The organism is Leifsonia poae (genome assembly GCF_050632865.1).
GTDB lineage: Bacteria > Actinomycetota > Actinomycetes > Actinomycetales > Microbacteriaceae > Leifsonia > Leifsonia poae_B.
This window is the reverse complement of the sequence record NZ_JBODSA010000003.1, coordinates 165,647-191,661: the sequence shown is the minus strand read 5'-3', so window position 1 is coordinate 191,661 and position 26,015 is coordinate 165,647. Positions and strand designations below refer to the sequence as shown.

Below are 26,015 nucleotides of genomic sequence, written 5' to 3'. Positions count from 1 at the left end.
CGCCGTCGAGGCGAGCCGGGCCGTCAGCGGCGGCCCGGGTCGTCCCGGCGTGTACACCTCCGCGTTGGAGCTGTTCTCGATCGGGATCGGGCCGTCCTCGTCGCACACCGTCGGGCCGATGCGCGCCGGGCTGCACTTCGCCCGGCGGGCGCTCGACGCCTCCGACGGCGTCACGCGGGTGGAGGCCACGCTGTACGGGTCCCTCGCGGCGACGGGGCTCGGCCACGGCACGCCGGACGCGCTGGTGGCGGGCCTGGCGCGGCTGGAGCCGGAGACCTGCGATCCGGCGGCGGTGCGCGGCGCATGGTCCGGGCATCCCGACGGCGCGCTGCTGCTGCTCGGCGGCGTCCAGCCGGTCGCGTTCTCGCGGTCGGATGTCATTTTCGAGCCCTTCCGTCGCGGTCTCGGGCACCCCAACACCCTCCGGCTGCGCGCGTGGACGGGGAACGTCGAGGCGCCTGCGCTCGACGAGACCTACTTCTCGATCGGAGGCGGTTTCATCCAGCGCCTCGGCGAGACCGGATCGACACGACGCGCCTCGAGCACGGGCACCGTCTTCCACGACGCCGCATCTCTGCTCGCGCTCTGCCGCGACGGCCGCTCGATCGCGGACGTGGCACGCCAGGCGGAGCTGGAGCAGAGGACCCCGCAGGCCCTGGACGCCGGGCTCGACGCCGTCTGGGCGGCGATGCGCTCGTGCGTGGCTGCCGGCCTCCACGCCGAGGGCACCCTCCCCGGAGGACTGAACGTGCCGCGGCGGGCGGCGGGGATGCGCGCCCGGCTCGACGCCGACGGCGACCCGTCGGCGGCGGGCTGGTTGCAGGCATACGCGCTCGCCGTCAACGAGGAGAACGCCGCGGGTGGGCGAGTCGTGACCGCGCCGACCAATGGTGCGGCCGGGATCCTGCCCGCGGTGCTGCAGTACTGGTGGAACACCGCCCCGGATCCGAGCCTCGACGGTGTCCGCACCTTCCTGCTCACCGCCGCGGCCATCGGATCGATCATCAAGGCCAACGCGTCGATCTCCGGCGCCGAAGGCGGGTGCCAGGCGGAGGTCGGATCGGCATGCGCGATGGCGGCGGCCGGGTTCTGCGCGGTTCTCGGCGGCACGCCGGAACAGGTGGAGAACGCCGCGGAGATCGCCATGGAGCACCACCTCGGCCTCACGTGCGACCCGATCGCCGGTCTGGTGCAGATCCCCTGCATCGAGCGCAACGCGATCGCCGCCAGCACGGCGGTGACCGCGGCGCGGCTGGCGCTCCACGGCGACGGAAGCCACATCGTCTCCCTCGACGCGGTCGTGGAGACGATGCGCCAGACGGGGGCCGACATGAGCGACAAGTACAAGGAGACCAGTCGCGGCGGCCTCGCCGTCAACGTGGTGGAGTGCTGACTCGGGGCAGCGCCGAGCGGCGTCGGAGGTGCGCCCTATCCTGACGCCATGGCTGACATTCGCGAAGGAGTCGACGCCGCGCCCGATCCCGTCAGCGATGCCGATCTCGCCGACCTGCATGCGCGACTGCGGCTGTTCCGTCCCGTCGACACCGTGGACGCCGAACCCTGGGAGCTCGGTGCCGACAGCCGGTGGCTGGCCGAGGTGGTCGACTGGTGGTCGCGCACGTACGACTGGCGCAGCCACGAAGCAGAGCTACGGCACCGGCCGTGGGTGCTGGTCGAGGGCGAGACGCCGATGCGCCTGCTCCATCACCGTGTGGGTCCCGATGCTCCGACCGTCGTGCTGGTCCACGGCTGGCCGGACTCCGTGCTCCGCTTCGACCGGCTCGTCCCGCTGCTCGCGGACTGCAACCTCGTCATCCCCGCTCTGCCCGGATTCCCGTTCGCGGCGCCGGTGCCCGGAAACGGCAGGCGTGCGCTCGACGCGGGGGAGGCCCTGGGCGGTGCCCTCGCGGCGCTGGGCTACAGCGATTACGTCGTCTCGGCGGGCGATGTGGGGACCGATGTCACCGAAGGCCTGCTCGAGCGTGCCGGAGGGTCGGTCCGGGCGCTGCACTTCACCGATGTCTCGCAGTACCACTTCCTCCATGACCTCCCGAAGGATCTGACCGCGGAAGAGGCCGCCTACGTGGAGCACGGCCGGGCCTGGCAGGCCGCCGAGGGAGGCTACATGCACGAGCAGGGGACGAAACCGGCGACCATCGCCGCGGCGCTCGGCGACTCCCCGGCCGGCCTCGTGGCCTGGATCGGCGAGAAGCTGCGGTCCTGGACGGACTGCGACGGAGACGTCTCGTCCGTCCTCGACCGGGACGAACTGGTCACCTGGATCGCCGCCTACTGGCACACCCGCAGCATCGGGACCTCCTTCACCCCGTACGCCGTGCCGAGCCCGAAGCAGCCGCGGCGCGTCGACCTGCCGACCGTCTTCACCGTCTTCCCGAAGGATCTCGTGAACGCGCCGCGCTCGTTCGCGGAGCGGTTCTTCGATATTCGTGAATTCCGTACGTTTTCGTGCGGCGGCCATTTCGCCGCTTGGGAGCAGCCGCATGACTATGCCTGGGGGTGCGCGCGGCGATCAGGCTCATGTCGCAGTCGTGACGCTCTGAGGGTGGGCAGTTATGTCGACACCTTGCATTCTTATGTCGAAAAGAGACAGAATGGCAGGGTTCGGCATTCGCCACATCCAGCAGAGAGTGAGCAACGATGCTTCTCGAAAGAGACCTCATCCAGTCCGTCGGCTTCCGCAACGTCCGCGAGGGCGACCGTGTCACGGGGTTCCAGCTCCGCCTGCGGATGCCCTCCTACCGCGGGATGGCCGCCTCCCTGATCGACGGCGTCGCCGTGCGCGTCGGCAATCTCGTGGATGTGCCGGCCGACGTTCCGCTGTGGACCTTCGGCGGTCGCACCTACACGCTGCAGGAGCTGTGGGACAGCGACGGCGTGCGGTGGCAGCTCGACGAGGCGGCCGTGGTCACGGTGCCCTTCGAGGGCGGACTGCCGCAGGGCGTCCACGAGGTGTCCATCGAGCTGCGGCTGCGGATGTCGTACATCCCGGAGGAGCACCAGCCGTCGGTCTACCGCGTCACCAAGCACGTCACGCTCGCGCCCGACGGCGGCGGGGAGCCGTTCAAGTACGGCGTCTCGCTCTACAGCTTCATGACCGATTACGGCACGGTGCTCGATCTGGAGACGTCCCTGCGCGCGGTCGCCGACGTCGGCGCGACGGGCGTCGAAATCCTCGGCGAAGGGCACATCGAGAACTACCCCGAGCCCTCAACGCAGTGGATCGACTCCTGGTTCGCTCTGCTGGAGAAGTACTCGCTCGAGCCGACGAACTACGGGTCGTGGATCGACACCCGGCTGCACTCCCGCGGCCCGAACGCCCGGCCGATGACGGCTCAGGAGGGTGCGGACAAGCTCCAGAGCGACCTCCGGCTCGCGAGCCGGCTCGGCTTCCGCTACGTGCGCCCGAAGATCGGCGTCGTGTCGAGCGACCTCATCCCGGACCCGATCTGGACCGAGTCGGTCGAACGCTCGCTCGACCTCGCGGCCGAGCTCGACGTCGTGATCTGCCCCGAGATCCACTCGCCGACGCCGATCAAGCACCCGGTCGTCGACGACTACATCGGCCTGATCGAGCGGACGGGGACCAAGCACTTCGGTCTGCTGATCGACACCGGCATCTTCCAGGACCGCCCGATCCCGCTCCGCGAGGGCGAGACCCGCGAGACCCGGCCGCCGTTCCTCGACGGCATCGGCGTGGACCCTGCGGACTTCAAGGACATCGTCCAGTACGTCGTGTTCATCCAGGCCAAGTTCCATGACATCGACGACAACCTCGAGGATCAGCAGATCCCGTGGCGTCCCGTCCTGAAGGCGCTGAAGGAGTCCGGCTACACCGGCTACCTGTCCAGCGAATACGAGGGGGAGCGCGACCCGTGGCGCTCGATCGAACACGTCCGCCGCCAGCACTCCCTCATCCGCACCATCGCCGACTCGCTCGGCTGACTCACGAAAGACCCAGGAGAATCATGCCCAACGGACTCATCGACGACGCCGCCCTCCGGGTGCACCCGGACGGCTTCGCGCTCGCCCTCACCATCCCCTGGTACCGGAGCCTCTGGCTCTCGTCCGTCACGACGATCCGCCTCTCGGTCGACGGCGTGCCGATGGCGGAGGAGGACCTGGCCTTCGAGCTGGACGGCGTCCGCTACGCCCTCCCGGAGCTGAAGGAGCAGAGCGAGACCCTGTGGTACCTCCAGGCGCATCCGCTGCTGATCGTGCGGCGCGACCCGGCGGTGGAACTCGGCGAGACCCACGAGATCGACCTGTTCGGCGAGCTGCGACTGCCGTACATGCCGATCAAGCCGGGCGACGACGGCGGACCGGGTCTCTACGTCCCGAACGTCGTGCACCAGGTGCTGACGCTGACGGCGACCGACCGGGACGCCGAGCCGCCCGTGCTCGAGACCGGGATCGTCCCGCCGCCGCCCACGGCCGAGGAGGACCCGTTCAAGCTCGGCCTCACGCTCTATTCGGCCAGCGCCGAGTTCCGCGCCGGCTGGTTCGACTTCGACGGCCTGCTCGACCGGGTTGCCGAGCTCGGCATCGGTCCGGGCATCGAGATCGTCGCCTCGCAGGTGCTGCCGACCTACCCGGTCGTATCCGACGAGTTCGTGACGACGTGGCGGGAGGCCTTCGACCGCCACGGTTTCGACGCCAGCTCGTTCGGCGCGAACCTCGACATGGGACGCCGGCGCGACCGCGACATGACCCCGGACGAGGAGTTCGAATTCAGCGAGACGCTGTTCCGCGGGGCCAAGAAGCTCGGCTTCCCGCTCGTCCGCATCCAGAGCGCCAAGCCGGAGCTGCTGCGCCGCCTGCTGCCGATCGCCGAGGACCTGGAGCTCAAGCTGGCGTACGAGATCCACGCGCCGATGGGCCCGAACTCGCCCGAGATCCTGAAGGTGCGCGATGTGTACGCGGAGCTCGACTCCCCGCTGCTCGGTTTCGTCGCGGACTTCTCGTCGACCATGCACAGCATGTCGCCCACGCTGCTGCGTGCGATGCGCCGCGGGGGCCTGGACGACGCCGCCATCCAGCGCCTGCAGGAGATCTGGGCCCAGGATGCGCCGGGGCGTGAGCGTCAGGCCGAATTCCTCGACTACCTCAAGGCGCGGGACTTCGACCCGGGCCGCCTCGGCTCGTTCGCGCACCTCGCCTTCAACATGCACGGCCACGTCGCGCCGACCGAGTGGGCCGACATCATGCCGCAGATCCTGCACGTCCACGCCAAGTTCTACGACATCGACGAGAACGGCCAGGAGCCGGCGATCGACTACCCGGAGCTGACCCGCGTATTCGTCGAGGGCGGCTACCGCGGCTACTGGTCGAGCGAGTGGGAGGGCCACGCCTTCGCCGAGATCGGCGAGGTCGATCCTTTGGTGCTCGTCCGCAAGCAGCACGACCTCATCCAGAACAGCATGCGGTCGGCGCTCGCCGCGGTCTAGGCGGCGTCGTCCCGGGTGGTGGCGTGGACGCTGTCCTCCACCACCCGGCCGGCCTCCTCGAAGAGGCCGCGCATCCACGCGTGCTCGGGGTCCTGAGTGTGTACGGGATGCCACCACAGGGCGTTGGTGAGCGGCGTCGGCTCGAACGGGAAGTGCACGATCCGCACGCCCCCGACCGCCAGCACGGCCGGCGCCAGCGACGCCTGCACGAGCCCGATCCGCCGGCTTCCCGCCACGAAGTGCGCGACGGCCAGGAAGCTCTCGACCACGACCTCGATGCGCGGCTCGACCCCGAGCTGCTGCACCTGGCGCGCGGCGGAGGTATAGGCCGACCGCGACTGGTACGTCATGACCCACGGCAGCTGGGACATGGCCTCCATGGTCAGCTCGTCACCCACGGCGTCGTTGGTGTCCGAGACGATCGCGATCCACTCGTCGTGCCAGAGGTCCTGGAACGGCAGGTCGGTGACGTGACCGTGGGGGATGACCATGCCGTCCACCGAACGGAGCCGCGTCGCCGCGTCCTCGACGATGGACGGGTTGTGCAGCATGAAGCGGAAGCGGACGCCCGGTGCGCGCTCGGCAGCCAGCTCGGAGACGATCTTGCCGATGGTCACGAACCCGTAGTCGGAGCCGTAGATCGCGAACTCGCGGGTCGACTCCGTCGGTGCCCAGGTCGCCTGGCTCTCGAACACGCGCCGGGCCGCCTCCAGAGCGGTGGTCGTGTGGTCGGTCAGCCGGATGGCGAACGGCGTCAGCTCGTAGGTGTTGCCTCGGCGAGCCAGGATCGGGTCGTTGAAGTGGGTGCGGAGGCGCGCGAGGGATGCGCTCAGCGCGGGCTGGCTGAGGTGCAGGCGCTCGGCGGCACGCGTGACGCTGCGCTCGGTGAGCAGCGCGTCGAGCGACACCAGGAGGTTGAGGTCGAGGCGGTACAGCGGGGACTGATCGGACACGTCGGTGTGACCTTTCGGGCGGGGAGCCGGTGATGCTTCACCGTATCAGGCCCGCGGATGTTCGCAGCTGCTCTCATAGCTGACCGTGATGTGAAGCTCGGCTTATGTCGCTCATTGGAAACAGTTATGTGCGATTCCGACATAACTGCGTGATACTGGTCCCCACAGCGACGTCGCTTACCCGAGTCGCAGACAACGAAGTCAGAAAGGCTCAACATGACACAGCACCGTCGCTCCCGCGTCGCCCGAGCGGGCCTGGTGGCCTTCGCGACAGCGGGAGCCCTCGTCCTCGCCGGATGCTCCGGCTCCGGCTCCGGCGGATCCGGCACGTCCGGCTCGCAAAGCTTCTCCCTCTCCTATGCCGTCACCAACAGCGCGGTCACCGCGCCGTACAAGGCGCTCGCCGAGGCGTACATGAAAGAGAACCCTGGCGTGAAGATCACGTACAACGAGGTTCCGAACGACACGTACGGCCAGACGCTGACGACCCAGCTGAACGCGGGCAACTCGTCCGACGTCTTCCAGGCCGCTCCCGGCGAAGGCCAGACCTACAGCATCCTCACCCTGGCCAAGGCCGGCCTGTTGATGCCGCTCTCCGACTCCGCGACCAAGGTGATCCCCGAAGGCTCGGACTCGCAGTTCATCGTCGACGGCAAGACCTACGGTTCGGCGCTCGGCATGACCTTCGTGGGAGCGGTCAGCAATGACACGGCCTCCAAGGCGGCCGACACCGAGTACCCGAAGACCTGGGACGATCTGATCTCCACCTGCAAGGACCTCAAGAGCAAGGGCAAGTCGCTCTACGCGCTCGCCGGCGCCGCTCCGCCGAACACCGGACTCCTGGCCCTCAGCATCTCGGCCACGCGGGTCTACGCGGACAACCCCGAGTGGAACAAGGACCGCTCCGACGGCAAGACGACCTTCGCCGGCACGGCCGGCTGGAAGGACACGCTGAACGACATCGTGGACATGAACAAGGCCGGATGCTTCCAGCCGGGTGTCGAGGGCGGCGGCTTCGACGCCATCACCCAGGGCATCATCCAGGGCACCTCCCTCGCCGCGTTCATCCCGAGCGGCGCGGCAGCCGACCTGAAGCAGAACGCCAAGGACCAGGACTTCCTGATCCAGCCGATCCCCCCGGCATCGGGCGGCAAGGCCTTCGGCATCGCCGGCGCCGACTACGCCATCTCGATCGCGAAGAACACGAAGAACGCCGACGCGGCGAAGAAGTTCGTCGAGTGGACGGCCACCGAGAAGGGTCAGTCGACCTTCGCGAAGGCGGGAGGCGGGATGCCCCCGACGACCAGCGACTTCGCGGGCACGCCGTTCGAGCCGGTCTCCGAGATCGTCAAGGACAAGAGCTACGTCCCGCTGCCGAACTCGTCCTGGCCGAACTCGAACGTCTACGACGCGCTCGGCTCGGGCGTGCAGGGCCTGCTGACCGGTCAGAAGACGGTCGACGACGTCCTGAAGTCGATGGACGCCGCCTGGGGCAACTGATCGACCGGTCGCCCGTGCCCGCGCGGCACGGGCGACCGTCCCTCTCAGCACGACGATGACGACGATGTGAGAACACGAGGACACCATGAGCACCACCACCCTCTACTCGGAATCCGAGGAGCTGATCGTCCCCAAGCGCACCAAGCGGGGGCGTCGCACCGACGCCCAGCCGCGCAAGGGCGGCAACCTCAGCTTCGGCTACTGGTGGTGGGCGATCCCCGGTGTCCTCCTCGTCCTCGCCATCCACTACGTCGCGACGACCGTCGGCGGCTTCTTCGCCTTCACGAACTGGACGGGCATCGGCGCCTTCCAGTGGATCGGGCTCGACAACTTCGTCAAGATCTTCCAGGATCCGAGCAAGATCGGCGCTCTCTGGAACACGCTGTTCCTCGCCTTCGCGTCGGTGATCCTCTCGAACGTCGCCGGCCTCGTCCTGGCCCTCGGCGTGAACCGGCTGGTCAAGACCCGCTACACCCTCCGCGTCCTCTTCTTCATGCCGGTCGTGCTGAGCCCGTTGGCGACGGCCTACATATGGAAGTTCATCTTCGACTTCAACGGGCCGATCAACGCGGTGCTGAAGTCCGCCGGGCTCGGCTCGATGGCGAAGGCGTGGCTCGGTGATCCGAACTTCGCCATCTGGGCCATCCTCATCGTCATCGTCTGGCAGCAGACCGGCTTCGCGATGGTCATCTACCTCGCGGGTCTCGCATCCGTCCCGATCGAGGTGGAGGAGGCGGCGGCCATCGACGGCGCCGGGATCTGGCAGCGGTTCCGCAGCATCGTGCTCCCCGCCATCCGCCCATCGGTCGCCATCGCCACGACGCTGGGGCTCGTGAACGGGTTGAGGATCTTCGACCAGATCATGGCGCTCACCGCGGGCGGTCCCTCCGGGGCGACCGAGACCCTGGCCACTCAGGTCTACAAGCAGGCCTTCTCGCTCGGCAACTTCGGTTACGGCGCAGCGCTCGCGCTGCTGCTGACCGTCATCATCCTGATCTTCGCCATCATCCAGCAGCGTCTGACGAACGCCCGGCCCGAGGAGTCCTGACGTGTTCCGTTACACCAAGCTCACCCTGCTCCGCGAGATCGGCCTGTGGATCCTCGCGATCGTCTTCCTGCTGCCCTTCTACTTCCTGGTCGCCACCTCTCTGAAGCCGGACGCCGAGCTCTACTCGACGTCGCCGCTGGCCTGGCCCAACAACCCGACGTTCGACAGCTTCACGACCGCGCTCTCCGGTCAGGGTCCCTCGAACATCCTGGTCGGCCTGATGAACAGCGTCGTCATGACGGCCGGTGCCGTGTTCATCCTGGTTCTGCTCGGATCGCTCACCGGGTACGTCATTTCGCGCAGCACCCGGCGCTGGAGCCGCGGGATCTACTACCTGTTCCTGATCGCCATCGTGCTGCCCACGCAGCTCGGGACCGTTCCCCTCTACATCGGCGCCCGCTCGATCGGCCTCACGGGGACGATCTGGGGCATGATCATCCTCTATTCGGGGATGCTGCTGCCGCTGGCGATCTTCCTCTACGCGGGCTTCTTCCGCGGCCTCGGCACCGAGTACGAGGAGGCGGCCGCGATCGACGGCGCCAGCCGCACGCAGATCTTCTTCCGGATCGTACTACCGCTGATGTCGCCCGCCACCGGGACCGTCGCGATCCTCGCCGGCCTGATCGTCTGGAACGACTTCTTCACCGCGCTGATCTTCCTCGGCGGCTCGGCCAACCAGACGCTGCCGGTGTCGATGTACTTCTTCATCGGCGCACTGGTGTCGAAGTGGAACTCGATCTTCGCGATCGTGATCATCTCGATGGTCCCGATCCTGCTGTTCTACCTGTTCGCGCAGAAGCGCTTCATCCAGGGCTTCGCCGGCGGCCTCAAGGGATGACCCCGCCGCACGCGCCCACCACCGACCACCCCGTGTTCTGACGATGGAGAAGACCATGTACCAACTCGCGCCCAACATCGAGCTGCTGTTCACCGAGGCCGGCCCCTACGAGGACCGCGTGCGCGCTGCCGCCGCGGCCGGCTTCACCGCCGTGGAGATGTGGGGACCGACCGGCGTCGACGCGCCCGCGAGCCCCAAGGACATCCCGGCGCTCAAGGCGGCGCTGCAGGAGACCGGGACGATCCTCACCGCGCAGCTCGCCGAGCCGCGCACCCAGTTCATGATCCCGCCATGGGACCACTCGGAGTTCTACCGCAAGCTCGACGAGGGCGTCGCCATCGCGCAGGAGCTCGACTGCCCGCGCATCGTCGTGGGCAGCGGCACGGGGTTCGGCGGGTGGAAGCGGCAGGTCCAGCTGGACAAGCTGGTCGAGATCTACCAGAAGGCCATCGCACAGATCGAAGGATCGGGCATCACCCTCGTGCTCGAGGCGGTCAACGTTCGCGTCGACCACCCGGGTTCGCTCCTCGACCGGACCGCGGAGTCGGTCTATGTCGCGCGTGCCGTCGACTCGCCGTACTTCGGCATCCTGTACGACCTCTACCACTCGACCGTCGAGGGAGAGGACGTGCGGGCCGAGCTCGCCAACGCCGGCGACCTCGTGCGCTACGTGCAGATCGCGGATGCGCCGGGACGCGGCGAGCCGGGCACCGGGTCCATCGACTGGGAGGAATCGCTGGGCATCCTGCGCGAGTCCGGGTACGACGGCCCGATCGGGCTCGAGTACTACCCGACGACCGAGTCGACCGCCTCGGTGGAGTACATCCGGAAGCTGGTGTCGGCATGACGTCCGAGCGCCGCTATCCGGAGGCCGTCGACGTCGCCATCGTGGGCAGCGGCCCGACCGGCGCAGCCTACGCGCGCATCCTCTCGGAGGAGGCGCCCGGCGCGACGATCGCGATGTTCGAGGTCGGGCCCACGGTCTCGAACCCTCCCGGCTCGCACGTGAAGAACATCGAAGACGCCCAGGCGCGGGCCGAGGCGCAGGAGCGCTCGGAGGGTCCGGGCGCGGGAGCCGCGACGGTGGACTCGCCCGGTGCCGTCACCGCCGGCACGCGCGCCGGACGTCCCGGAACCTACCTGCTGCAGGACGGCTACCAGGCGGAGGGCGAGGACGGCCTCCCCGTCGCCGCCTTCTCCAGCAACGTCGGCGGGATGGGCGCCCACTGGACCGGCGCCTGCCCGACCCCCGGCGGCAAGGAGCGCCCGGACTTCGTGCCCGGGTTCGACGGCCTGCTGGACGACGCGCGCCGGCTGCTCGGCGTCACCACCGACGCGTTCGAGGGCGCGCCCTACTCGCAGCTGGTGCGCGACCTACTCGCGGCCGCCGTGGACGAGGGTCGCACGGAGGCGCAGCGCGTACAGCGGATGCCGCTCGCCGTGCACCGCCGTGAGGACGGCCGGCTTGTGTGGTCGGGCTCGGATGTCGTGTTCGGGGAGGCGACCCGCAGCAACCGGGACTTCTCGCTGTTCGACGAATCGCTCGTCACGCGTGTTCTGCTCGACGATGGCGGCGAAGCGTCCGGCGTCGAGGTGAGGGACCTCCGCACGGGCGAGTTGCATCGGGTGACCGCGCGGTTCGTCGTGGTGGCGGCCGACGCCCTCCGCACGCCGCAGGTGCTCTACGCGTCGGGCATCCGCCCCGACGCGCTCGGCCGGATGCTCAACGACCAGACCCAGATCGTGTACGCCTCGCGGCTGCGCGGCCTCGCACCGGCGTCCGACCAGGTCGCCGCTTCCGGGACGCTGCAGGAGCAGAGCGGCGTCAGCTGGGTGCCGTACACCGACGAGGTGCCGTACCACGGCCAGATCATGCAGCTGGACGCGTCCCCCATCCCGCTGGCCGAGGACGACCCCGTGGTCCCCGGCTCGATCGTCGGACTCGGGCTGTTCTGCGCGAAGGACCTGCGGTGGGACGACCGCGTCGCGTTCGCCGACGACGAGGTCGACTGGTACGGGATGCCCGCGATGCGCATCCACTATCGCCTCACCGACGCCGACCGCGACGCCATCGCGGGGGCGCGCGCCGAGATCGTGCGCCTGGCCGAGGCGGTCGGCGACCCCATCGGCTCCGAGCCGTTCACCCTGCCCCTCGGCTCGTCGCTGCACTACCAGGGCAGCGTCCGGATGGGCGCGACGGACGACGGCCGGAGCGTCTGCGGGCCGGACAGCGAGGTGTGGACCGCGCCCCGCGTCTTCGTCGCCGGCAACGGCGTCATCCCCACTCCGATGGCCTGCAACCCCACGCTGACCAGCGTCGCCCTCGCCGTCCGCGGCGCGCGGCGCATAGCCGAAGAGATCACACAGAACAGCGGTGCGCCCGTGCGCACCCACGACCAGGAGGTCCCCGCATGATCCCCGACCGCATCATCGAACAGGGCACCCTGCGCACGCAGGGCGGCCGCGCCGCCGTGGAGGTGCGCATCCCCTGGTACCGGGCGCTGCCCGCCTCCTGCATCTCGGAGGTGTCTCTCGCGGTCGACGGCATCCCGGCGCCGGCGGACTCCATCCGCTGGGAGCTGAACGGCCGTACCTTCCGCCTGGAGGACCTGGCCGGCGACACCGAGGACTGGTGGTTCCCGCTCGACTCCGCCGTCGTCTCCGGCGACGTGCCGGTCGACGAGGGGAAGGCCGAGCACACGGTCGACGTGGAGCTGAAGCTCTACATCCCCTACATCATCATCGACAACGATCAGGTGCTCCGGATCGAGGAGCACGACAGCAAGACCATGAAGGCGGTGGCAGCATGACCGAGCTCGGCAAGCCGATCCAGGGGGTCACCCTCTACAGCTTCACGCGCGCATTCCATGCCCGCGAGTACGACCTGGAGCAGCTGATCCGCAAGGTGGCGGCCGACGGCTACGGGCCGGGACTCGAGATCATCGGGTTCTCCAGCTTCCGGAACTTCCCGGCGCTGGACGACGCGTACGTCGGATGGTTCCGCGACCTGATCGCCGAGACCGGGCTGGTCCAGACATCCCTCGCGGTGAACGCCGACATCGGCATCCGCCGCGACCGGCTGATGAACCAGGACGAGCTGGTCGACTACATGACGCTGCAGATCGAGGCGGCGGCTCGGCTGGGCTTCCCGATCGCCCGCGTGCAGATCTCGATCGAGCCGGACTCGATGGAGCGCCTGGCGCCGATCGCCGAGAAGTACGGTGTGACGCTCGCCCTGGAGGTGCACGCCGACCAGTACGCGTCGCACCCGCGCATCCTCGCCCTCCGCGACCGCTATGAGAAGGTCGGCTCGCCCTACCTCGGCTTCACCGCCGACTGGGGCGCGACGACCTCCGGCTTCGCGCCGTCGCTCATCGAGGCGTACCGCCGCCGCGGAGCCTCCGAGGAACTGCTCACACGCGTCGTCGACCTGTGGAACGACTTCTACCAGGCCGGACCGCCGGCGGACCAGACGGACCACGGCCGCCGCTTCGGCGCGTTCATCGGCCTCGCCGGCGAGAACGGCCGCCCCGACCTCGGCGTCGACATGGCCATCAACGGCACCGGCCTGTTCGGCCCGGCCCGCGTGGACGACTGGCTCGAGATCATGCCGTGGATCCGTCACGTGCACGGCAAGTTCTTCGGCATCGACGAGAACGGCGAGGAGCCCTCGGTCCCTGTCCGCGACCTCATCCGCCTGCTGGTCGAGAACGGCTACGACGGCGCCATCTCGAGCGAGTACGAGGGCTGGCACTGGAACTACTGGCAGAGCCCGTTCGAGATCATCGCCGGCGAGCAGGCCGTGCAGCGCTCGGCCGCCGCGGCCGCCGGCTCGCGGATGGTCGTCGACGCCGACGAGGCCCGCGCACAACTCGCCGCCCACCTGGCCCAGCCGGTCCAGGCCTGAGAGGAGCATCACCATGACAGAAGAGAACGGCATCGCCGGAACGGGCATCAAGCTCGGCATCACCCTCTACTCGCTGACCTCGGAGTTCGCGGCCGGCCTCTACACGCCGGAGACGCTGATCAAGGCCGTCCACGACGAAGGCCTCGGACCCGGCATCGAGTTCAACATCGCCCAGATGCTCCGGACCTATCCGGACGTCGACGACGAGTTCGTCCGCCTCTGGCGCGACAGCACCGAGAAGTACGGCCTGGAGCCGAGCGCGGTCGGCACCAACCTCGACATGGGCCGCCGGAAGGATCGGGACATGACGCCCGACGAGGAGTACGACTTCCTCGCGCGCCAGCTCGCGACGGCCAACGCCCTCGGCTTCCGCAAGATCGTCATCCGCTCGGCCGGCAAGGAGCTGCTGCGCCGCCTGCTGCCGCTCGCCGAGAAGTACGACCAGAAGCTCGGCTACGAGATCCACGCGCCCTCCGGGCCGAACGACCCGACGGTCGTCGGCATCCGGGAGGTCTACGAGGAGTTGGGCAGCGACCGGCTGGGCTTCACCGCCGACTTCAGCTCGACCATGCACAGCCTATCGCCGACCCTGCTGCGCACCCTCAGCCAGATGGGCCTCGACGAGAAGCACTTCCCGGTGATGGACGAGATCTGGCACGAGCCGACGCCGATGCACGTCCGCAACCAGAAGTTCGAGGACTACCTGCGCGGCGAGGGCGTCGACCCGACGCGGTTCGGGCCGTTCACCCGGCTCGCGTTCAACATGCACGGCCTGGTGCCGCCGGAGGAATGGCTCGACATCATGCCGCAGATCTTCCACGTGCACGCCAAGTTCTACGACATCGACGCGAACGGTCAGGAGCCGGCGATGGACATCCCGCGCATCGTCCGACAGTTCGTGGAGGGCGGCTATACCGGCTACCTCTCCAGCGAGTGGGAGGGTCACGCCTTCTCCGACCTGGGGGAGTCCGACCCGGTCGACCTCGTCAAGAAGCAGCACGCGCTCATGCGCCGCACGATCGAGGACGCCGTCGTCGGCGTCCCGGCCTGAGGGAGGCCCGAGCCATGTCCGAGACCGCCACCGAGTCCACCGCACAGGAGCTCGCCGCCGAGGTCGGGCGGCTGCGCGAGGAGGTCGCCGCCGCGCTGCGCCTCGCCCGGCACGCCGCCGATCGCGGCGAGATCGAGAACCTGTTCAACCGCTACATGTACCTCCACAACGCCTTTCAGGACGAGCGGATCATCCCGCTCTGGGTCAAGGAGGGCACCGAGGGGATCCGCGCCCGGTACACCAACGCCGGCCAGTACACGACGTGGGAGAGCGTCACGCGGTATCACCGCGGGCGTCCGTCGCCCGAGGGCAAGCTCATCCTGCACGCCACCACCACCCCCGTGATCGAGGTCGCGGCCGATGGCGAGACCGCCAAAGGCGTCTGGATCATGGCGGGCACCGAGTCCGGGCTGACCGACCCGGAGGTGGCCGCGGCCTTCCCCGACATGTACTCGCCGCGGGAGGTGCAGGGCAAGAAGGTGTGGGCCCACTGGGTCTGGTGCAAGTACGCCATCGACTTCCTCCGCCAGGACGGCGAGTGGAAGTTCTGGAAGTTCCGCTGCTACGAGCTCGCCCGAGCGCCGTTCGAGGAGAACTGGGTCAGCTTCGGCGAGAAGAACCAGGCCGCCTTCGACCTGGACCTCATGTACTTCGGCGACGACGGCAAGCCGGTGTTCATGCCGCCCGCGGACGAGCCGGTGCCCAGCCAGAACCACCCGTACAGTCCTTCCACCGTGCAGAAGCTCGAGCCGGAGCCCCCTGCGCCGTACGACCACTTCACCGACACGTTCAAGTAAGGGACCGATCATGGCAACGCACAACTCTTTGTTCTCGGAGAAGGACGTCCGGCGCACCGACGGCGGGATCGCCGTCTCGGTGCAGATCCCCTGGTACCGCAGCCTCTGGCTTTCCGCGGTCGACGATGTGGCCGTGACGGTGAACGGTGTCGAGATCCCGAAGGACGACATCCGGTTCGAGCTCGGCGGCACGAGCTACCGCGTCGAGGAGCTGCCCGAGCAGTCCGAGACGCTGTGGTTCGTCGCCGACCGGCCCGACATCGTCGTGTCGCTCGACCCGGTGCCCGCTCCCGGCGACAAGCTGACGGTCGAGGTCGTGCTCACCATGCGCCTCCTCTACATGCAGATCATGCCCGGCACGGACGGCGGCCCCGGCCGCTATGTCACGAACCGCGTGCCGGTGGAGCGAGAGGTCGTGCTCGCATGACGCTGCGCGTCGCCATGATCGGCTACGGCTTCATGGGCGCGGCGCACTCGGTGGGCTGGCGTCAGGCGCCCCGCGTGTTCGACCTGCCCGACGACGTCGAGATGGCCGTCGTCGTCGGCCGCAACGCGGACGCGGTCCACGAGGCCGCCGCGAACTGGGGCTGGGCCGAGTCGGCGACCGACTGGCGCGAGGTGATCGCGCGGGGGACATCGACATCGTCGACATCGTCACACCCGGCGATTCGCACGCCGAGATCGCCATCGCGGCGCTCGAGGCAGGCAAGCACGTGCTCTGCGAGAAGCCGCTGGCGAACACCGTCGAGGAGGCGGAGGCCATGGCCGACGCCGCCGACCGCGCCGCCGCCGACGGCGTGCGCTCGATGGTCGGCTTCACCTACCGGCGCGTCCCGGCCGTCACCCTCATGCACGACCTCATCGCGCGTGGGCTGATCGGCGAAGTCCGCCAGGTGCGGGCCGCCTACCGCCAGGACTGGCTGGTCGACCCCGGGGTGCCGTTGGCCTGGCGGCTGCAGAAGGAGCACGCCGGCTCCGGCGCTCTCGGGGACATCGGCGCCCACATCATCGACATGACGCAGTTCGTGACCGGGCTCGACGTCACCGCGATCTCGGGGACCGTCGACACCATCGTGAAGCAGCGACCCATCCTCGCCGCGCGCTCCGGACTCGGCGGCACGGCGTCGGGAGAGTACGGCGAGGTGACCGTGGACGACGTAGCCGTCTTCACAGGCAGGCTCGCCAACGGCGCGCTCACCTCGTTCGAGGCCACGCGCTTCGCCACCGGGCGGAAGAACGCGCTCACGATCGAGATCTCGGGGGAGAAGGGCGCGCTGGCGTTCGACCTCGAGCGGCTGAACGAGCTGCGGAACTACGACCGCACGGCGCCGGCCGAACTGCAGGGCTTCACCGACATCCTCGTGACCGAGCCGGAGCATCCCTACGTCTCGGCGTGGTGGCCTGCGGGGCACATGCTCGGCTACGAGCACGGGTTCTCGCATCAGGTGGTCGACCTCGTCACCGCGATCGTGCAGGGCACCGACCCGGACCCGAGCTTCGCCGAGGGGCTGCGGGTGCAGCGGGTGTTGGATGCTGTGGAGCGGAGCGCGGCGAACGACTCGGCGTGGGTCCGCGTGGACGCGGCCGTCCCGGCCCGGACATAAGGAGAGGAACTTTCGATGGCACGACCGATCACACTGTTCACCGGCCAGTGGGCCGACCTGCCCTTCGAGGAGGTCGCCCGGCTCGCCGGCGAGTGGGGCTACGACGGCCTCGAGATCGCCTGCTGGGGCGACCACCTCGACGTCTCGCGCTGGGACGACGCCGACTACGTGCAGTCCAGGAAGGACATCCTGGAGCGCAACGGCCTGAAGGTGTGGACCATCTCCAACCACCTCGCTGGCCAGGCGGTCTGCGACGACCCCATCGACCAGCGTCACCGCGACATCCTCAACGACCGGGTGTGGGGAGACGGCGACCCGGAAGGCGTGCGGCAGCGCGCAGCCGAAGAGCTCAAGCTGACCGCGCGGATGGCCGCGGCGCTCGGCGTGAAGACGGTCACGGGCTTCACCGGATCGTCGATCTGGAAGGCGGTCGCCATGTTCCCGCCGGCCTCCGACGAGTGGATCGCCGCCGGCTACCGCGACTTCGCCGACCGGTTCCACCCGATCCTCGACGTGTTCGAGGAGGTCGGCGTCCGGTTCGCGCTGGAGGTCCATCCTTCGGAGATCGCCTACGACTACTGGACGGCCAAGGCGACGCTGGAGGCGATCGGCCATCGCGAGAGCTTCGGCATCAACTTCGACCCGTCGCACTTCATGTGGCAGCAGCTCGACCCGGTGGCGTTCGTGCTCGATTTCGCCGACCACATCTTCCACGTGCACGTGAAGGAGTCGATCACCAATCTGGACGGCCGCAACGGCGTGCTCGGATCGCATCTGCCGTGGGCCAACCCGCGGCGCGGATGGACGTTCGTCTCCACGGCGCACGGCGAGGTGCCGTGGGAGCCGATCTTCCGCGCCCTCAACTTCATCGGGTACAGCGGGCCGACGAGCGTGGAGTGGGAGGACGCCGGGATGGACCGTCTCCAGGGCGCCCCGGAGGCGATCGCCTTCGTGCGCGAGCTGAACGCGATCACACCGCCGGACGCCGCCTTCGACGCCGCCTTCTCGACGAAGTAGGCGGAACGAGCAGGGCCGCATGACCCGGGATGGGGATCGTGCGGCCCTTCTTCGTGCCCGCGGTCAGGCGGCGGCCTCCCCGGCGGCGGCTCCGGCGGCCAGCGCGGTGCGCGCCAGCTCCAGCTGCCGGCGGGTGATGTCGGTCGCCGTCTCGTCGTCCAGCCACTCGTGGCCGCCCCACTCGCTGCAGAAGGTGCCGGTGAAGTCCGTGTCGGCGAGGGCGGCGCCCAGGTCGCGCAGGGGAGCAGAGACGCGGTCTTCGCTGTCGTCCACGTCCCAGAACTTCAGGTGGAACGCGCCCGTCAGCGGGAGGATGGGGCGCAGGTCGTCCACGGTGGAACGCCCGAACCGGACCAGCAGGTTCATGTACAGCGTGTGGACCTGCGGCGGCACCGCGCCCGAGCGGAGGACGGCGACCACTTCCTCGCCCGTCGCCGGGTCGCGCCAGTCGTCCGCAAGGGTGCTCAGGAGCGACGGGGGCAGACCCGCGTCCTCCAGTCGCTGCAGGTAGCTCGGCGGCAGGGCCGGCATCAGCAGGCTGACGTCGATGAGCAGCCGCACGCGCGGGTCATCGAGCGCCGCGATGTCCTCGATCGCAGGTGCGGCCGCGGAGGCCGGGTGCTGCTGGCCCTGGATCTCCTCGTAGAGGACGAGGTCGAGCTCCGCGAGGAGTGGCTGGAGGCGGCGCAGGAGGGCGGGTCCGGCCTGGCCGATGGGGAGGCGCGCCCCGTGCGCACCGAGCGTCGCCGCTGCGCGCAGCTGCGGGACCAGGAAGTCATAACGCTCCTCGTCGTCGCGACGGCGCGTCGGAGTGGCCCAGTCGTCGATGTTCACGCCGACGATGCTCACGCGCCCGCCCGCCCCGTCGAGCTCCGACCGGAAGGCGCGCAGCTCGTCATCGGCCAGGTCGGGGAACGATCTCCACAGCTGTCCGAGCTCGAGCTCGATGGTCTGCGCGACGCCGTCCCGGACGACGTCGAGAGCGATCTCGGGCGCCTCCCGCTCGGCGCGGATGATGTCCGGAGTCCAGTTGAAGACGCTCGCACTGAGGGTCCACCCGGACGGGAGCGCGGCGTTCATGCGACGTCCCGCGAGACGGAGTCGGTGCGCGTCCCCGGCCGGAGGTCGCGCCGCTCATGGAACGGCAGCGTGAGAGGCCGATCCGGGCCACCCGGTAGGTAGGGGATGACGAGACCGAAGGCGACGTCGACGTCGTGCGGGCCGTCGCCCAACGCCTGCCGGCCCTCGATCACGACGCGGTCCTGGAGGAACCACCACGCGCCGGGGGCGGCCGGCCGGGGAAGTGCCGACGCGGCCTTGCCGTCAATGGTGACGGCGACGTCCTGCAGGCTCGACACGGGGAGGGAGCGGATCCAGGGCAGCGAGATGCGGAGCTCGAACCGGTCAGCGTCGACGGTGAGCGCATCATCCCGAAGGATGTGAAGGGTCATAAGCGCTTAAGCTACCGACTTAAGCAGAAAACCGGAAGAAGTAATCAGGCGGCGAGATGGATGCCCGCGACGGTCGGGCGACCGTCGGCGAACCAGCGCGGGAACGTCGACTCGAACAGCTGCTCGATCGCCAGCTCGGCGCCGCCGAGCAACGGCTCGTTCTCGTCGCCGATGGAGCGGGCGATGGTGAGATCGCGCGTGGCCAGCGGCAGCGACAACTCGTAGACGCGCTGGCGCACCTCGGCGAGGAACACCTCACCGGCCGACGACATCGCGCCGCCGATGACGATCACGCTCGGGTTGAACATGTTCACGAGCGCCGCGATCGACTCCCCGACCAGCCGAGCCGACTTCTGCACGAGCGAGATGGCGAGCGCGTCGCCATCCATCGCCGCGATCGAGATCTCCTCCGGCGTGAGGTCCGCGCCCTCGTGCACGCGCGAGGCGAGGATGCCGGTGGCGCCGTCGTCGATCGCCTGCTGCGCGTCGCGGACGACGGCCCAGCCGCCCGCCTCCGCTTCGAGGCAGCCGATCTTGCCGCAGCGGCACACCGTCACGGAGTCGTGCACGCGGACGTGGCCGATGTCGCCCGCCGCGCCGTTCGCTCCCCGGTGGATGCGGCCCTTCGACACCAGGCCGGCGCCGATGCCCGTGCCGACCTTGCAGTAGATGAGGTCGACCGCGACCTCGTTGCGGTGGCGGCGCTCGGTGAGCGCCAGCAGGTTCACGTCGTTGTCGACCCAGGTCGGCACGGAGTACTTCTCCTGGAACGCGCCGCGCAGGTCGTAACCGTTCCAGCCCGGCATGATCGGCGGCGCCACCGGGGTGCCGCTCTCGAAGTCGACCGGCCCGGGCACGCCGACGCTCGCCGCCCAGACGTCGGGGTCGCCGGCGTTCGTCAGCAGCGTGTCCAGCATCGCCGTGGCCGCCGCGAGCGTGGCCTCGGGGCCCTTGGCGATGTCCCAGGGCCGGTGGTCGGACGCCAGGATCGTGCCGTCGAGGTCGGAGAGGCCGACGCGGATGTGCAGGGCGCCGAGGGCGCAGACGAGGATGACGGCCTGGTCGGAGCGGAATCGCAGGGTGCGAGGGGCGCGGCCGCCGGAGGAGGGGCCGACGTCGCCCTCGGCGAGGAAGCCCATCTCGATCGCGGCCTCGACCCGCTGCGTGACCACTCCACGGCCGAGGCCGGTGACGCGGCCGATTTCGGGGCGCGTGTCCGCCTCGCCGGTCCGGACGAGGTTGACGATGCGCAGAAGGCTCGTCACCTCGTCGGTCTGTGCGCCGAACCGCAGCGCTGATCCAGTGGCCATGGCTAATTCTGACACAAGGCCGGAGGCAGAACGCGGGAACGCCGCAACTATGGACGACTTGGTGCGGACTTAGGCATAATTGTGACAAAAGGAGGCAATGATGCCATACGGGGTCGCCATCATCGGTGCGGGACCGGGCGCCGGAGCGCTGCACATCCCCACCCTCGGAGAGCTCGACGACCTCTTCACGGTGACGCACGTCACCGACAGCGGCAGCGGCAAGGCCGCAGCGCTCGCCGCACGCCTCGGCGCAGCCTCTTCGGTGGACATCGCCACCGCCCTCACCGATCCCTCGGTGGATGTGGTCGCCCTGATCTCCCCGCCGGACCAGCACGCGCGCCAGATCCTGGCTGCGGTCGACGCCGGAGTCCGCGGGATCTTCTGCGAGAAGCCGCTGGCCACGGATCACGCCGCTGTGGATGCGGTGGTCGACGCCTGCCGGAAGGCGCGCATCCCCCTGCTCGTCGGCACCAACCACCTGCACGACGCGGCCTGGGGACGGGCGACCCACCACCTGACCGCCGGCGCCGGCACGGTGCAGAGCGTCGCGCTCACGCTGGCCCTTCCGCCGAACTACCGCTACCACGAGGTGGTCTCGGACGCCGGGCCGTTCCCGTCGCCCGATCGAGGCCGCCCCGACCTGACCGACCCGCGCATCGCGGCCGCGGTCCTGCGCCAGCTGCTCACCGGCCTCGCGGTGCACGACATGCCCGCGGTGCGCGACCTCGCGCCGCAGTTGGAACGGGTGCTCTATGCGCGACTGGCGCCTCCGATCGGATACTCGGTCGGATTCGTCGCGAGCGGCGTCGTGGTGCAGCTCATGCTGACGATGCTGCCGGACGGCTACGACGCCCTCTGGCGCCTCACCATCACCACCGACGGCGACCGGGTGGACGTGGACTTCCCGCCCGCGTTCGTGCACGCGGGCAGCGCGACGGTGACGGTCCGCGATCAGCGCGGCCGGATCACGGAGTACCGCCACGACGACCAGGACGGCTACGTCGCCGAATGGCAGGCGTTCGCCCGGATGGTCGACGGGTCGGATCCGGTCGAGTACGACGACATCCGCGCCGACGCCCACTACGCCATCGCGCTCGCCGACGCCGCGAGCGACCTCGTGCGGACCGGAGGAGACGCATGAACGACCCGAGGATCCCCGTGCTGGCGACGGACAGCGGCTACCGCGCGGCCGTCGCCGAGCTGCCCGCGCGGACCCGGCACGCGACGGCGGACGAGGACGCCCGCATCGTCGTCCTGGGCCGCCGGACGCGACCTGCCTTCCTCGACGCCGCCGCACGGGCCGACGCCGTCATCCTCGCCGCGGGAGCGCCGTGGAACGCCGAGCCCGCCCCTGGGAAGGCCGTGCTCGTGCAGCGCCGGTGGCTCCGTCCCGACGTCCTGGACGACGTCCTCGCCGCACGCGACGGCGCACCGCACACCGCCGTGGTCGTCGAGTGCGTCGCCGCGACGACCGAGCTGCCGTCGATGCTGGCGGACGCCGTCGGATGGGCCCGCGCCCTCAGTCCGGCCGGGATCGCTCTCGACCACGCCTCGGCGACGACCGGTGCGGGGGCCGCCTCGCTCCGGTCGCTCACCGACGATTCTCCGATCAGCATCGGCTGGGTCGCGCAACGCGGCGCGGCCGACGGCGGGATGCTTCGCATCAACGTCCTCGGCGTGGTGCGGACCGAGATCGGGATCGATCTCGCTGCCCGTCGCACCACCGTCGACACCTTCACGCGCCGGGGCCGGCTCCGCGCCCCCGAGCGGTTCGAGCGGGCCGAACGGGTGGCGCTCCGTCGCGCCGTCGGGGCCCTTGGCACCGGTGTCGCCTCCGACGAACTCGAGAGCCTGCGGCAGGACGCGGCACTCGCCGAGCGCATAAACCACTCCGATTCGGAGGATAGGCAATATGCGCTTCCCTGATACCTCCGGCGCCGCGAAAGTTGAGATCCAGGGCTGAACAGTCGCCCTCTCGGAAAGGATCGAAGATGATCAAGCTTCTCTCCCATCTCTCGTACGTCGCGATCACGTCGCCGGACGTCGAGGCCTCGGTGGAGTTCTACGTCAAGCAGGTCGGCCTCACGGTCGTGGACCGCGTCGACGGCCGCGTCTACCTGCGCTGCTGGGGCGACTACTACGCCTACTCGGTCGTGGTGGTCCCGGGCGACGAGCCGTCGCTCGAGACGATGGCCTGGCGCACCTCCAGCGCCGAAGCGCTCGACGAGGCGGCCCGCCGCATCGAGGCGGCCGGCATCGAGGGCGAATGGGTCGACGTCCACCAGATCGGGCGCGCCTACCGCTTCACCGGTCCGTGGGGCCACAGCATGACCCTCCACTGGGACGTCACCCGCCACCAGGCCCCCGGTCAGGTCGCCTCCATCTACCCGGACCGGCCGGAGAAGCGCAGCCCGGTGGCCGGCGCCCCGCGGCAGCTGGACCACGTGACGATCGCCACCAGCGACGTGGACGCGTTCGCCCAGTGGTACAACGACGTGCTCGGCTTCCGGATCATGGCCCGCACGGTGCTCGACGAGGCGCCGATCTCGGTGTTCTCCGTCCTCACCACGAACGAGAAGTCGCACGACCTCGGCGTCGTGCTCGACGGCTCCAGCCGCGCCGGCCGCGTCAACCACTACGCCTTCTGGGTCGACACCCGCGAGGAGCTGCTGATCGCGGCCGACGTGCTCATGGAGAACGGCATCCCGATCGAGTACGGCCCCTCCATCCACGGCATCGGCGAGCAGAACTTCCTCTACTACCGCGAGCCGTCCACGCTGCGCATCGAACTCAACACCGGCGGATACCGCAACTACGTGCCGGACTGGGAGCCGAACACCTGGAAGCCCTCGCTCGGCTCGAACAACTTCTACCGCAACGGCGCCATGCCGATGTCCATGACCGAGTCGTTCCCGCCCGCGGACGGCCCCAGCGCGACCGAGGAGGGCGTGCCGGACGAGATCAAGGATGCGCTGCTCAACCCCTACGCCCAGCAGGGACGCGGCTGATCCGACCCGACCCGGGGGCGGCCCTTTCCATCCATCGAGACGGCCGTCCCCGTACCACCCCTGCACCACCGGAGAAGGACCTCAATGACGACGAACCGACTCACCGCCCCGTTCGCACTGGCACGTTACCGCGACGGGGATTCGCTGCGTCTCGGCCTGGTCGCGGGCGAGCGCATCCGCCCGCTCGACGCCGACGACCTGGGAGCGCCCGGGCTGAACGACTTCCTCGCGGCGCCCGACTGGGAGCGGCTTGCCGCGCTCGCCGACGCCGACGGCCCGTGGCGGCCGCTGGACGAGGTCACCCTCGGCGCCCCCGTGGAGCCGCAGCAGGTGCTCCAGACGGGGGCGAACTACCGCGAGCACGTCATCCAGCTCGTGGCTGCGGGACTGACGCAGGACGGCTCCCGCACGCCGGAGGAGGCGCGCGCCTTCGCCGCCGACCTGATGGACAAGCGCAAGGCGAACGGCGAACCGTACTTCTTCATCGGGCTGCCGGCCTGCGTGGTCGGTGACGACGTCCCGCTGGTGCTCCCCGGCTACAGCGATGTGCACGACTGGGAGCTGGAGCTGGTCGTCGTGATCGGTGCGCCGGCGTTCCGGGTGAGCCGGGAGGATGCGCTCTCGCACGTCGCCGGGTACACCATCGCCAACGACATCACGACGAGGGATCTCGTCTTCCGGAAGGACATGAAGGAGATCGGCACCGACTGGTACCGGGCGAAGAGCGCGCCGGGATTCCTGCCGACCGGTCCCTTCCTCGTCCCGGCGCCGTTCGTCGATCCCAGCGACCTGAACCTGCGGCTCGAGCTCAACGGCGAGGTCAAGCAGGACGCCTCCACGAGCGATCTGCTGTTCGACATCCCCGCGCTCATCTCGGGCGCCTCGCAGACCATGCCGCTGCTCCCCGGCGACCTGCTGCTCACCGGCAGCCCCGCGGGCAACGGCCAGCACTGGAAGCGGTTCCTGCAGGACGGGGACGTGATGACCGGCAGCATCGAGGGCCTGGGCACCCAGGTCGTCCGCTGCGTGGCGGAAGGAGAAGGACGATGACCGACGTACGCACCGGCGCGCCGACGGAGGACCCGGCGCTGCTCGACAGGCAGGACCCGGAGAGCGAGATCGACGCGCGAGCCGAGTCGTTCCGGAACTGGGGACGTTGGGGCGACGACGACGTGCTGGGCACGCTGAACTTCATCGACGAGGCGAAGCGCGTGGAGGCAGCGGGTCTGGTGCGCGACGGTCTCGCGATCTCCCTCAGCCAGTCGTTCGACATGAACGGACCGCAGAAGGGATGGCGCCGCCGCACCAACCCCGTCCACACCATGCTGGACACCGGCACCGACGCCGAACGCGGCAACCAGGGCTTCCCGCACGGCCTCGGGGGAGCGGACGACGTCATCGCGATGCCGCTCCAGTGCTCGACGCAGTGGGACGGCCTCGGCCACATCTTCGACCACGGGTACGCCTGGAACGGCCGCCGGGCTGGTGACGTCGTCACCAGCGACGGCGATCTGGTCACCGGGATCGAGCACGCGGCGGACGTCATCGTGTCCCGCGGCGTGCTGCTCGACCTCGGACGCCACCTGCGTCCCGCGACCGGCGAGCTGGAGGACGGCTACGCGATCACCGCCGCCGACCTCGAGTCGTGCATCCGCGCCCAGGGCGACAGCGCGCGCGTCGGCCGGGGCGACATCGTCCTGATCCGGACGGGCCACCTCACCCGCGCCCGCCGCGACGGCTGGGGGGACTACGCCGGAGGTGCGGCTCCCGGGCTGTCGCTCACGACGGCCGGCTGGATCCACCGGACCGAGGTCGCGGCCATCGCCACGGACACCTGGGGCTTCGAGGTGCGGCCGAACGAGTTCGATGTGCCCGCCTTCCAGCCGCTGCACCAGGTCGCCATCCCGAACATCGGGCTCACCATCGGCGAGCTCTGGGACCTGGACCGGCTGAGCGCCGCCTGCGCCGAGCGCGGACGCTGGGAGTTCCTGCTCACGGCGGCGCCCCTCCCGATCACCGGGGCGGTCGGCTCGCCGATCAACCCCATCGCCGTGCTCTGATCGCCG

General features: G+C 69.6%; 24 protein-coding genes and 1 pseudogene. 21 read left to right on the top strand and 4 right to left on the bottom strand.

What is annotated here, in order from left to right:
• Positions 1 to 49: 49 nt before the first annotated feature.
• The 4 genes from ACRAWB_RS10915 to ACRAWB_RS10900 are packed head-to-tail and all read left to right on the top strand — an operon-like array spanning position 50 to position 5,465.
• Positions 50 to 1,393, top strand: a complete 1,344-nt coding sequence (locus tag ACRAWB_RS10915) for an L-serine ammonia-lyase (RefSeq protein WP_431354502.1) — start codon at positions 50 to 52, stop codon at positions 1,391 to 1,393.
• A gap of 48 nt (positions 1,394 to 1,441) precedes the next feature.
• Positions 1,442 to 2,782 carry an epoxide hydrolase N-terminal domain-containing protein gene (locus ACRAWB_RS10910; protein WP_431353347.1) on the top strand — a complete coding sequence of 447 codons (1,341 nt, stop codon included), beginning with the start codon at positions 1,442 to 1,444 and terminating at the stop codon, positions 2,780 to 2,782.
• Positions 2,680 to 3,963 carry a C-glycoside deglycosidase beta subunit domain-containing protein gene (locus ACRAWB_RS10905; protein WP_431354501.1) on the top strand — a complete coding sequence of 428 codons (1,284 nt, stop codon included), beginning with the start codon at positions 2,680 to 2,682 and terminating at the stop codon, positions 3,961 to 3,963. The genes ACRAWB_RS10910 and ACRAWB_RS10905 overlap by 103 nt, the downstream gene beginning before the upstream one ends.
• Positions 3,964 to 3,986: 23 nt before the next feature.
• Positions 3,987 to 5,465 carry a C-glycoside deglycosidase beta subunit domain-containing protein gene (locus ACRAWB_RS10900; RefSeq protein ID WP_431353346.1) on the top strand — a complete coding sequence of 493 codons (1,479 nt, stop codon included), beginning with the start codon at positions 3,987 to 3,989 and terminating at the stop codon, positions 5,463 to 5,465.
• On the opposite strand, the gene ACRAWB_RS10895 is transcribed toward ACRAWB_RS10900, so the two are convergent.
• Entirely contained in the window at positions 5,462 to 6,418 is a 957-nt protein-coding gene (locus ACRAWB_RS10895; RefSeq protein WP_431353345.1) for a LysR family transcriptional regulator, read from the bottom strand. The two genes, ACRAWB_RS10900 and ACRAWB_RS10895, sit on opposite strands and share 4 nt — an antisense overlap.
• Before the next feature lie 216 nt (positions 6,419 to 6,634).
• Here ACRAWB_RS10895 and ACRAWB_RS10890 point away from each other — a divergent pair, with 216 nt between their 5' ends.
• From ACRAWB_RS10890 to ACRAWB_RS10835, 12 genes and pseudogenes are all read left to right on the top strand, one after another.
• Complete coding sequence (locus ACRAWB_RS10890) at positions 6,635 to 7,918, top strand: ABC transporter substrate-binding protein (RefSeq protein ID WP_431353344.1); 1,284 nt, start codon at positions 6,635 to 6,637, stop codon at positions 7,916 to 7,918.
• Between the two features lie 85 nt (positions 7,919 to 8,003).
• Positions 8,004 to 8,966: a carbohydrate ABC transporter permease gene (locus ACRAWB_RS10885; RefSeq protein WP_431353343.1), complete on the top strand. Its 963-nt coding sequence runs from the start codon at positions 8,004 to 8,006 to the stop codon at positions 8,964 to 8,966.
• A 1-nt stretch (position 8,967) separates the two neighbouring features.
• Positions 8,968 to 9,804 (top strand): carbohydrate ABC transporter permease, encoded by an 837-nt coding sequence (locus ACRAWB_RS10880; RefSeq protein WP_431353342.1) that lies wholly within the window; start codon positions 8,968 to 8,970, stop codon positions 9,802 to 9,804.
• A 55-nt stretch (positions 9,805 to 9,859) separates the two neighbouring features.
• Positions 9,860 to 10,651, top strand: a complete 792-nt coding sequence (locus ACRAWB_RS10875) for a TIM barrel protein (RefSeq protein WP_431353341.1) — start codon at positions 9,860 to 9,862, stop codon at positions 10,649 to 10,651.
• Complete coding sequence (locus ACRAWB_RS10870; protein ID WP_431353340.1) at positions 10,648 to 12,219, top strand: GMC oxidoreductase; 1,572 nt, start codon at positions 10,648 to 10,650, stop codon at positions 12,217 to 12,219. The genes ACRAWB_RS10875 and ACRAWB_RS10870 overlap by 4 nt, the downstream gene beginning before the upstream one ends.
• Positions 12,216 to 12,614, top strand: a complete 399-nt coding sequence (locus ACRAWB_RS10865) for a C-glycoside deglycosidase beta subunit domain-containing protein (RefSeq protein WP_431353339.1) — start codon at positions 12,216 to 12,218, stop codon at positions 12,612 to 12,614. The genes ACRAWB_RS10870 and ACRAWB_RS10865 overlap by 4 nt, the downstream gene beginning before the upstream one ends.
• A complete protein-coding gene (locus ACRAWB_RS10860; RefSeq protein ID WP_431353338.1) occupies positions 12,611 to 13,711 on the top strand; it encodes a sugar phosphate isomerase/epimerase family protein in 1,101 nt (366 codons plus the stop codon). Before ACRAWB_RS10865 ends, ACRAWB_RS10860 begins: the two co-directional genes overlap by 4 nt.
• Before the next feature lie 13 nt (positions 13,712 to 13,724).
• The gene (locus tag ACRAWB_RS10855) at positions 13,725 to 14,762 is read left to right on the top strand and encodes a sugar phosphate isomerase/epimerase family protein (RefSeq protein WP_431353337.1); all 1,038 of its coding nucleotides are present in this window, start codon (positions 13,725 to 13,727) and stop codon (positions 14,760 to 14,762) included.
• Between the two features lie 14 nt (positions 14,763 to 14,776).
• A complete protein-coding gene (locus ACRAWB_RS10850; RefSeq protein WP_431353336.1) occupies positions 14,777 to 15,559 on the top strand; it encodes a nuclear transport factor 2 family protein in 783 nt (260 codons plus the stop codon).
• 10 nt (positions 15,560 to 15,569) lie between these two features.
• Entirely contained in the window at positions 15,570 to 15,986 is a 417-nt protein-coding gene (locus tag ACRAWB_RS10845) for a C-glycoside deglycosidase beta subunit domain-containing protein (protein WP_431353335.1), read from the top strand.
• Positions 15,983 to 17,163: pseudogene (locus ACRAWB_RS10840) on the top strand (Gfo/Idh/MocA family protein). The gene ACRAWB_RS10845 and the pseudogene ACRAWB_RS10840 overlap by 4 nt, the downstream one beginning before the upstream one ends.
• 15 nt (positions 17,164 to 17,178) lie before the next feature.
• Positions 17,179 to 18,180 carry a sugar phosphate isomerase/epimerase family protein gene (locus ACRAWB_RS10835; RefSeq protein WP_431353334.1) on the top strand — a complete coding sequence of 334 codons (1,002 nt, stop codon included), beginning with the start codon at positions 17,179 to 17,181 and terminating at the stop codon, positions 18,178 to 18,180.
• A 63-nt stretch (positions 18,181 to 18,243) separates the two neighbouring features.
• Here ACRAWB_RS10835 and ACRAWB_RS10830 read toward each other — a convergent pair whose 3' ends face one another.
• Genes ACRAWB_RS10830 through ACRAWB_RS10820 form a run of 3 tightly spaced genes read right to left on the bottom strand, consistent with a single transcriptional unit; the run spans position 18,244 to position 20,941 of the window.
• The gene (locus tag ACRAWB_RS10830) at positions 18,244 to 19,260 is read right to left on the bottom strand and encodes a restriction endonuclease subunit R (protein ID WP_431353333.1); all 1,017 of its coding nucleotides are present in this window, start codon (positions 19,258 to 19,260) and stop codon (positions 18,244 to 18,246) included.
• Positions 19,257 to 19,631 carry a hypothetical protein gene (locus ACRAWB_RS10825; RefSeq protein WP_431353332.1) on the bottom strand — a complete coding sequence of 125 codons (375 nt, stop codon included), beginning with the start codon at positions 19,629 to 19,631 and terminating at the stop codon, positions 19,257 to 19,259. The genes ACRAWB_RS10830 and ACRAWB_RS10825 overlap by 4 nt, the downstream gene beginning before the upstream one ends.
• 44 nt (positions 19,632 to 19,675) lie before the next feature.
• Positions 19,676 to 20,941 (bottom strand): ROK family protein, encoded by a 1,266-nt coding sequence (locus tag ACRAWB_RS10820; protein WP_431353331.1) that lies wholly within the window; start codon positions 20,939 to 20,941, stop codon positions 19,676 to 19,678.
• Positions 20,942 to 21,038: 97 nt separating this feature from the next.
• Between ACRAWB_RS10820 and ACRAWB_RS10815 the strand changes: the two genes are divergently transcribed.
• The 5 genes from ACRAWB_RS10815 (at position 21,039) to ACRAWB_RS10795 (ending at position 26,009) form a co-directional block, all read left to right on the top strand.
• On the top strand, positions 21,039 to 22,082 hold the full coding sequence (locus tag ACRAWB_RS10815; RefSeq protein WP_431353330.1) for a Gfo/Idh/MocA family protein: 1,044 nt from the start codon (positions 21,039 to 21,041) through the stop codon (positions 22,080 to 22,082).
• The gene (locus ACRAWB_RS10810) at positions 22,079 to 22,867 is read left to right on the top strand and encodes a hypothetical protein (protein ID WP_431353329.1); all 789 of its coding nucleotides are present in this window, start codon (positions 22,079 to 22,081) and stop codon (positions 22,865 to 22,867) included. Before ACRAWB_RS10815 ends, ACRAWB_RS10810 begins: the two co-directional genes overlap by 4 nt.
• 65 nt (positions 22,868 to 22,932) lie before the next feature.
• On the top strand, positions 22,933 to 23,949 hold the full coding sequence (locus tag ACRAWB_RS10805) for a VOC family protein (protein ID WP_431353328.1): 1,017 nt from the start codon (positions 22,933 to 22,935) through the stop codon (positions 23,947 to 23,949).
• An 84-nt stretch (positions 23,950 to 24,033) separates the two neighbouring features.
• On the top strand, positions 24,034 to 24,999 hold the full coding sequence (locus ACRAWB_RS10800) for a fumarylacetoacetate hydrolase family protein (RefSeq protein WP_431353327.1): 966 nt from the start codon (positions 24,034 to 24,036) through the stop codon (positions 24,997 to 24,999).
• Positions 24,996 to 26,009: a cyclase family protein gene (locus ACRAWB_RS10795; RefSeq protein ID WP_431353326.1), complete on the top strand. Its 1,014-nt coding sequence runs from the start codon at positions 24,996 to 24,998 to the stop codon at positions 26,007 to 26,009. Before ACRAWB_RS10800 ends, ACRAWB_RS10795 begins: the two co-directional genes overlap by 4 nt.
• Positions 26,010 to 26,015: the final 6 nt, after the last annotated feature.

Excerpts from the sequence above, each read along its gene's own strand:
- ACRAWB_RS10795 (WP_431353326.1), top strand. The coding sequence starts at position 24,996 with ATGACCGACGTACGCACCGGCGCGCCGACGGAGGACCCGGCGCTGCTC.
- ACRAWB_RS10875 (WP_431353341.1), top strand. The coding sequence starts at position 9,860 with ATGTACCAACTCGCGCCCAACATCGAGCTGCTGTTCACCGAGGCCGGC.
- ACRAWB_RS10865 (WP_431353339.1), top strand. The coding sequence starts at position 12,216 with ATGATCCCCGACCGCATCATCGAACAGGGCACCCTGCGCACGCAGGGC.
- ACRAWB_RS10885 (WP_431353343.1), top strand. The coding sequence starts at position 8,004 with ATGAGCACCACCACCCTCTACTCGGAATCCGAGGAGCTGATCGTCCCC.
- ACRAWB_RS10825 (WP_431353332.1), bottom strand. The coding sequence starts at position 19,631 with ATGACCCTTCACATCCTTCGGGATGATGCGCTCACCGTCGACGCTGAC.
- ACRAWB_RS10890 (WP_431353344.1), top strand. The coding sequence starts at position 6,635 with ATGACACAGCACCGTCGCTCCCGCGTCGCCCGAGCGGGCCTGGTGGCC.
- ACRAWB_RS10830 (WP_431353333.1), bottom strand. The coding sequence starts at position 19,260 with ATGAACGCCGCGCTCCCGTCCGGGTGGACCCTCAGTGCGAGCGTCTTC.
- ACRAWB_RS10870 (WP_431353340.1), top strand. The coding sequence starts at position 10,648 with ATGACGTCCGAGCGCCGCTATCCGGAGGCCGTCGACGTCGCCATCGTG.
- ACRAWB_RS10815 (WP_431353330.1), top strand. The coding sequence starts at position 21,039 with ATGATGCCATACGGGGTCGCCATCATCGGTGCGGGACCGGGCGCCGGA.
- ACRAWB_RS10835 (WP_431353334.1), top strand. The coding sequence starts at position 17,179 with ATGGCACGACCGATCACACTGTTCACCGGCCAGTGGGCCGACCTGCCC.
- ACRAWB_RS10860 (WP_431353338.1), top strand. The coding sequence starts at position 12,611 with ATGACCGAGCTCGGCAAGCCGATCCAGGGGGTCACCCTCTACAGCTTC.
- ACRAWB_RS10805 (WP_431353328.1), top strand. The coding sequence starts at position 22,933 with ATGATCAAGCTTCTCTCCCATCTCTCGTACGTCGCGATCACGTCGCCG.
- ACRAWB_RS10900 (WP_431353346.1), top strand. The coding sequence starts at position 3,987 with ATGCCCAACGGACTCATCGACGACGCCGCCCTCCGGGTGCACCCGGAC.
- ACRAWB_RS10820 (WP_431353331.1), bottom strand. The coding sequence starts at position 20,941 with ATGGCCACTGGATCAGCGCTGCGGTTCGGCGCACAGACCGACGAGGTG.
- ACRAWB_RS10850 (WP_431353336.1), top strand. The coding sequence starts at position 14,777 with ATGTCCGAGACCGCCACCGAGTCCACCGCACAGGAGCTCGCCGCCGAG.
- ACRAWB_RS10810 (WP_431353329.1), top strand. The coding sequence starts at position 22,079 with ATGAACGACCCGAGGATCCCCGTGCTGGCGACGGACAGCGGCTACCGC.
- ACRAWB_RS10800 (WP_431353327.1), top strand. The coding sequence starts at position 24,034 with ATGACGACGAACCGACTCACCGCCCCGTTCGCACTGGCACGTTACCGC.
- ACRAWB_RS10845 (WP_431353335.1), top strand. The coding sequence starts at position 15,570 with ATGGCAACGCACAACTCTTTGTTCTCGGAGAAGGACGTCCGGCGCACC.
- ACRAWB_RS10910 (WP_431353347.1), top strand. The coding sequence starts at position 1,442 with ATGGCTGACATTCGCGAAGGAGTCGACGCCGCGCCCGATCCCGTCAGC.
- ACRAWB_RS10855 (WP_431353337.1), top strand. The coding sequence starts at position 13,725 with ATGACAGAAGAGAACGGCATCGCCGGAACGGGCATCAAGCTCGGCATC.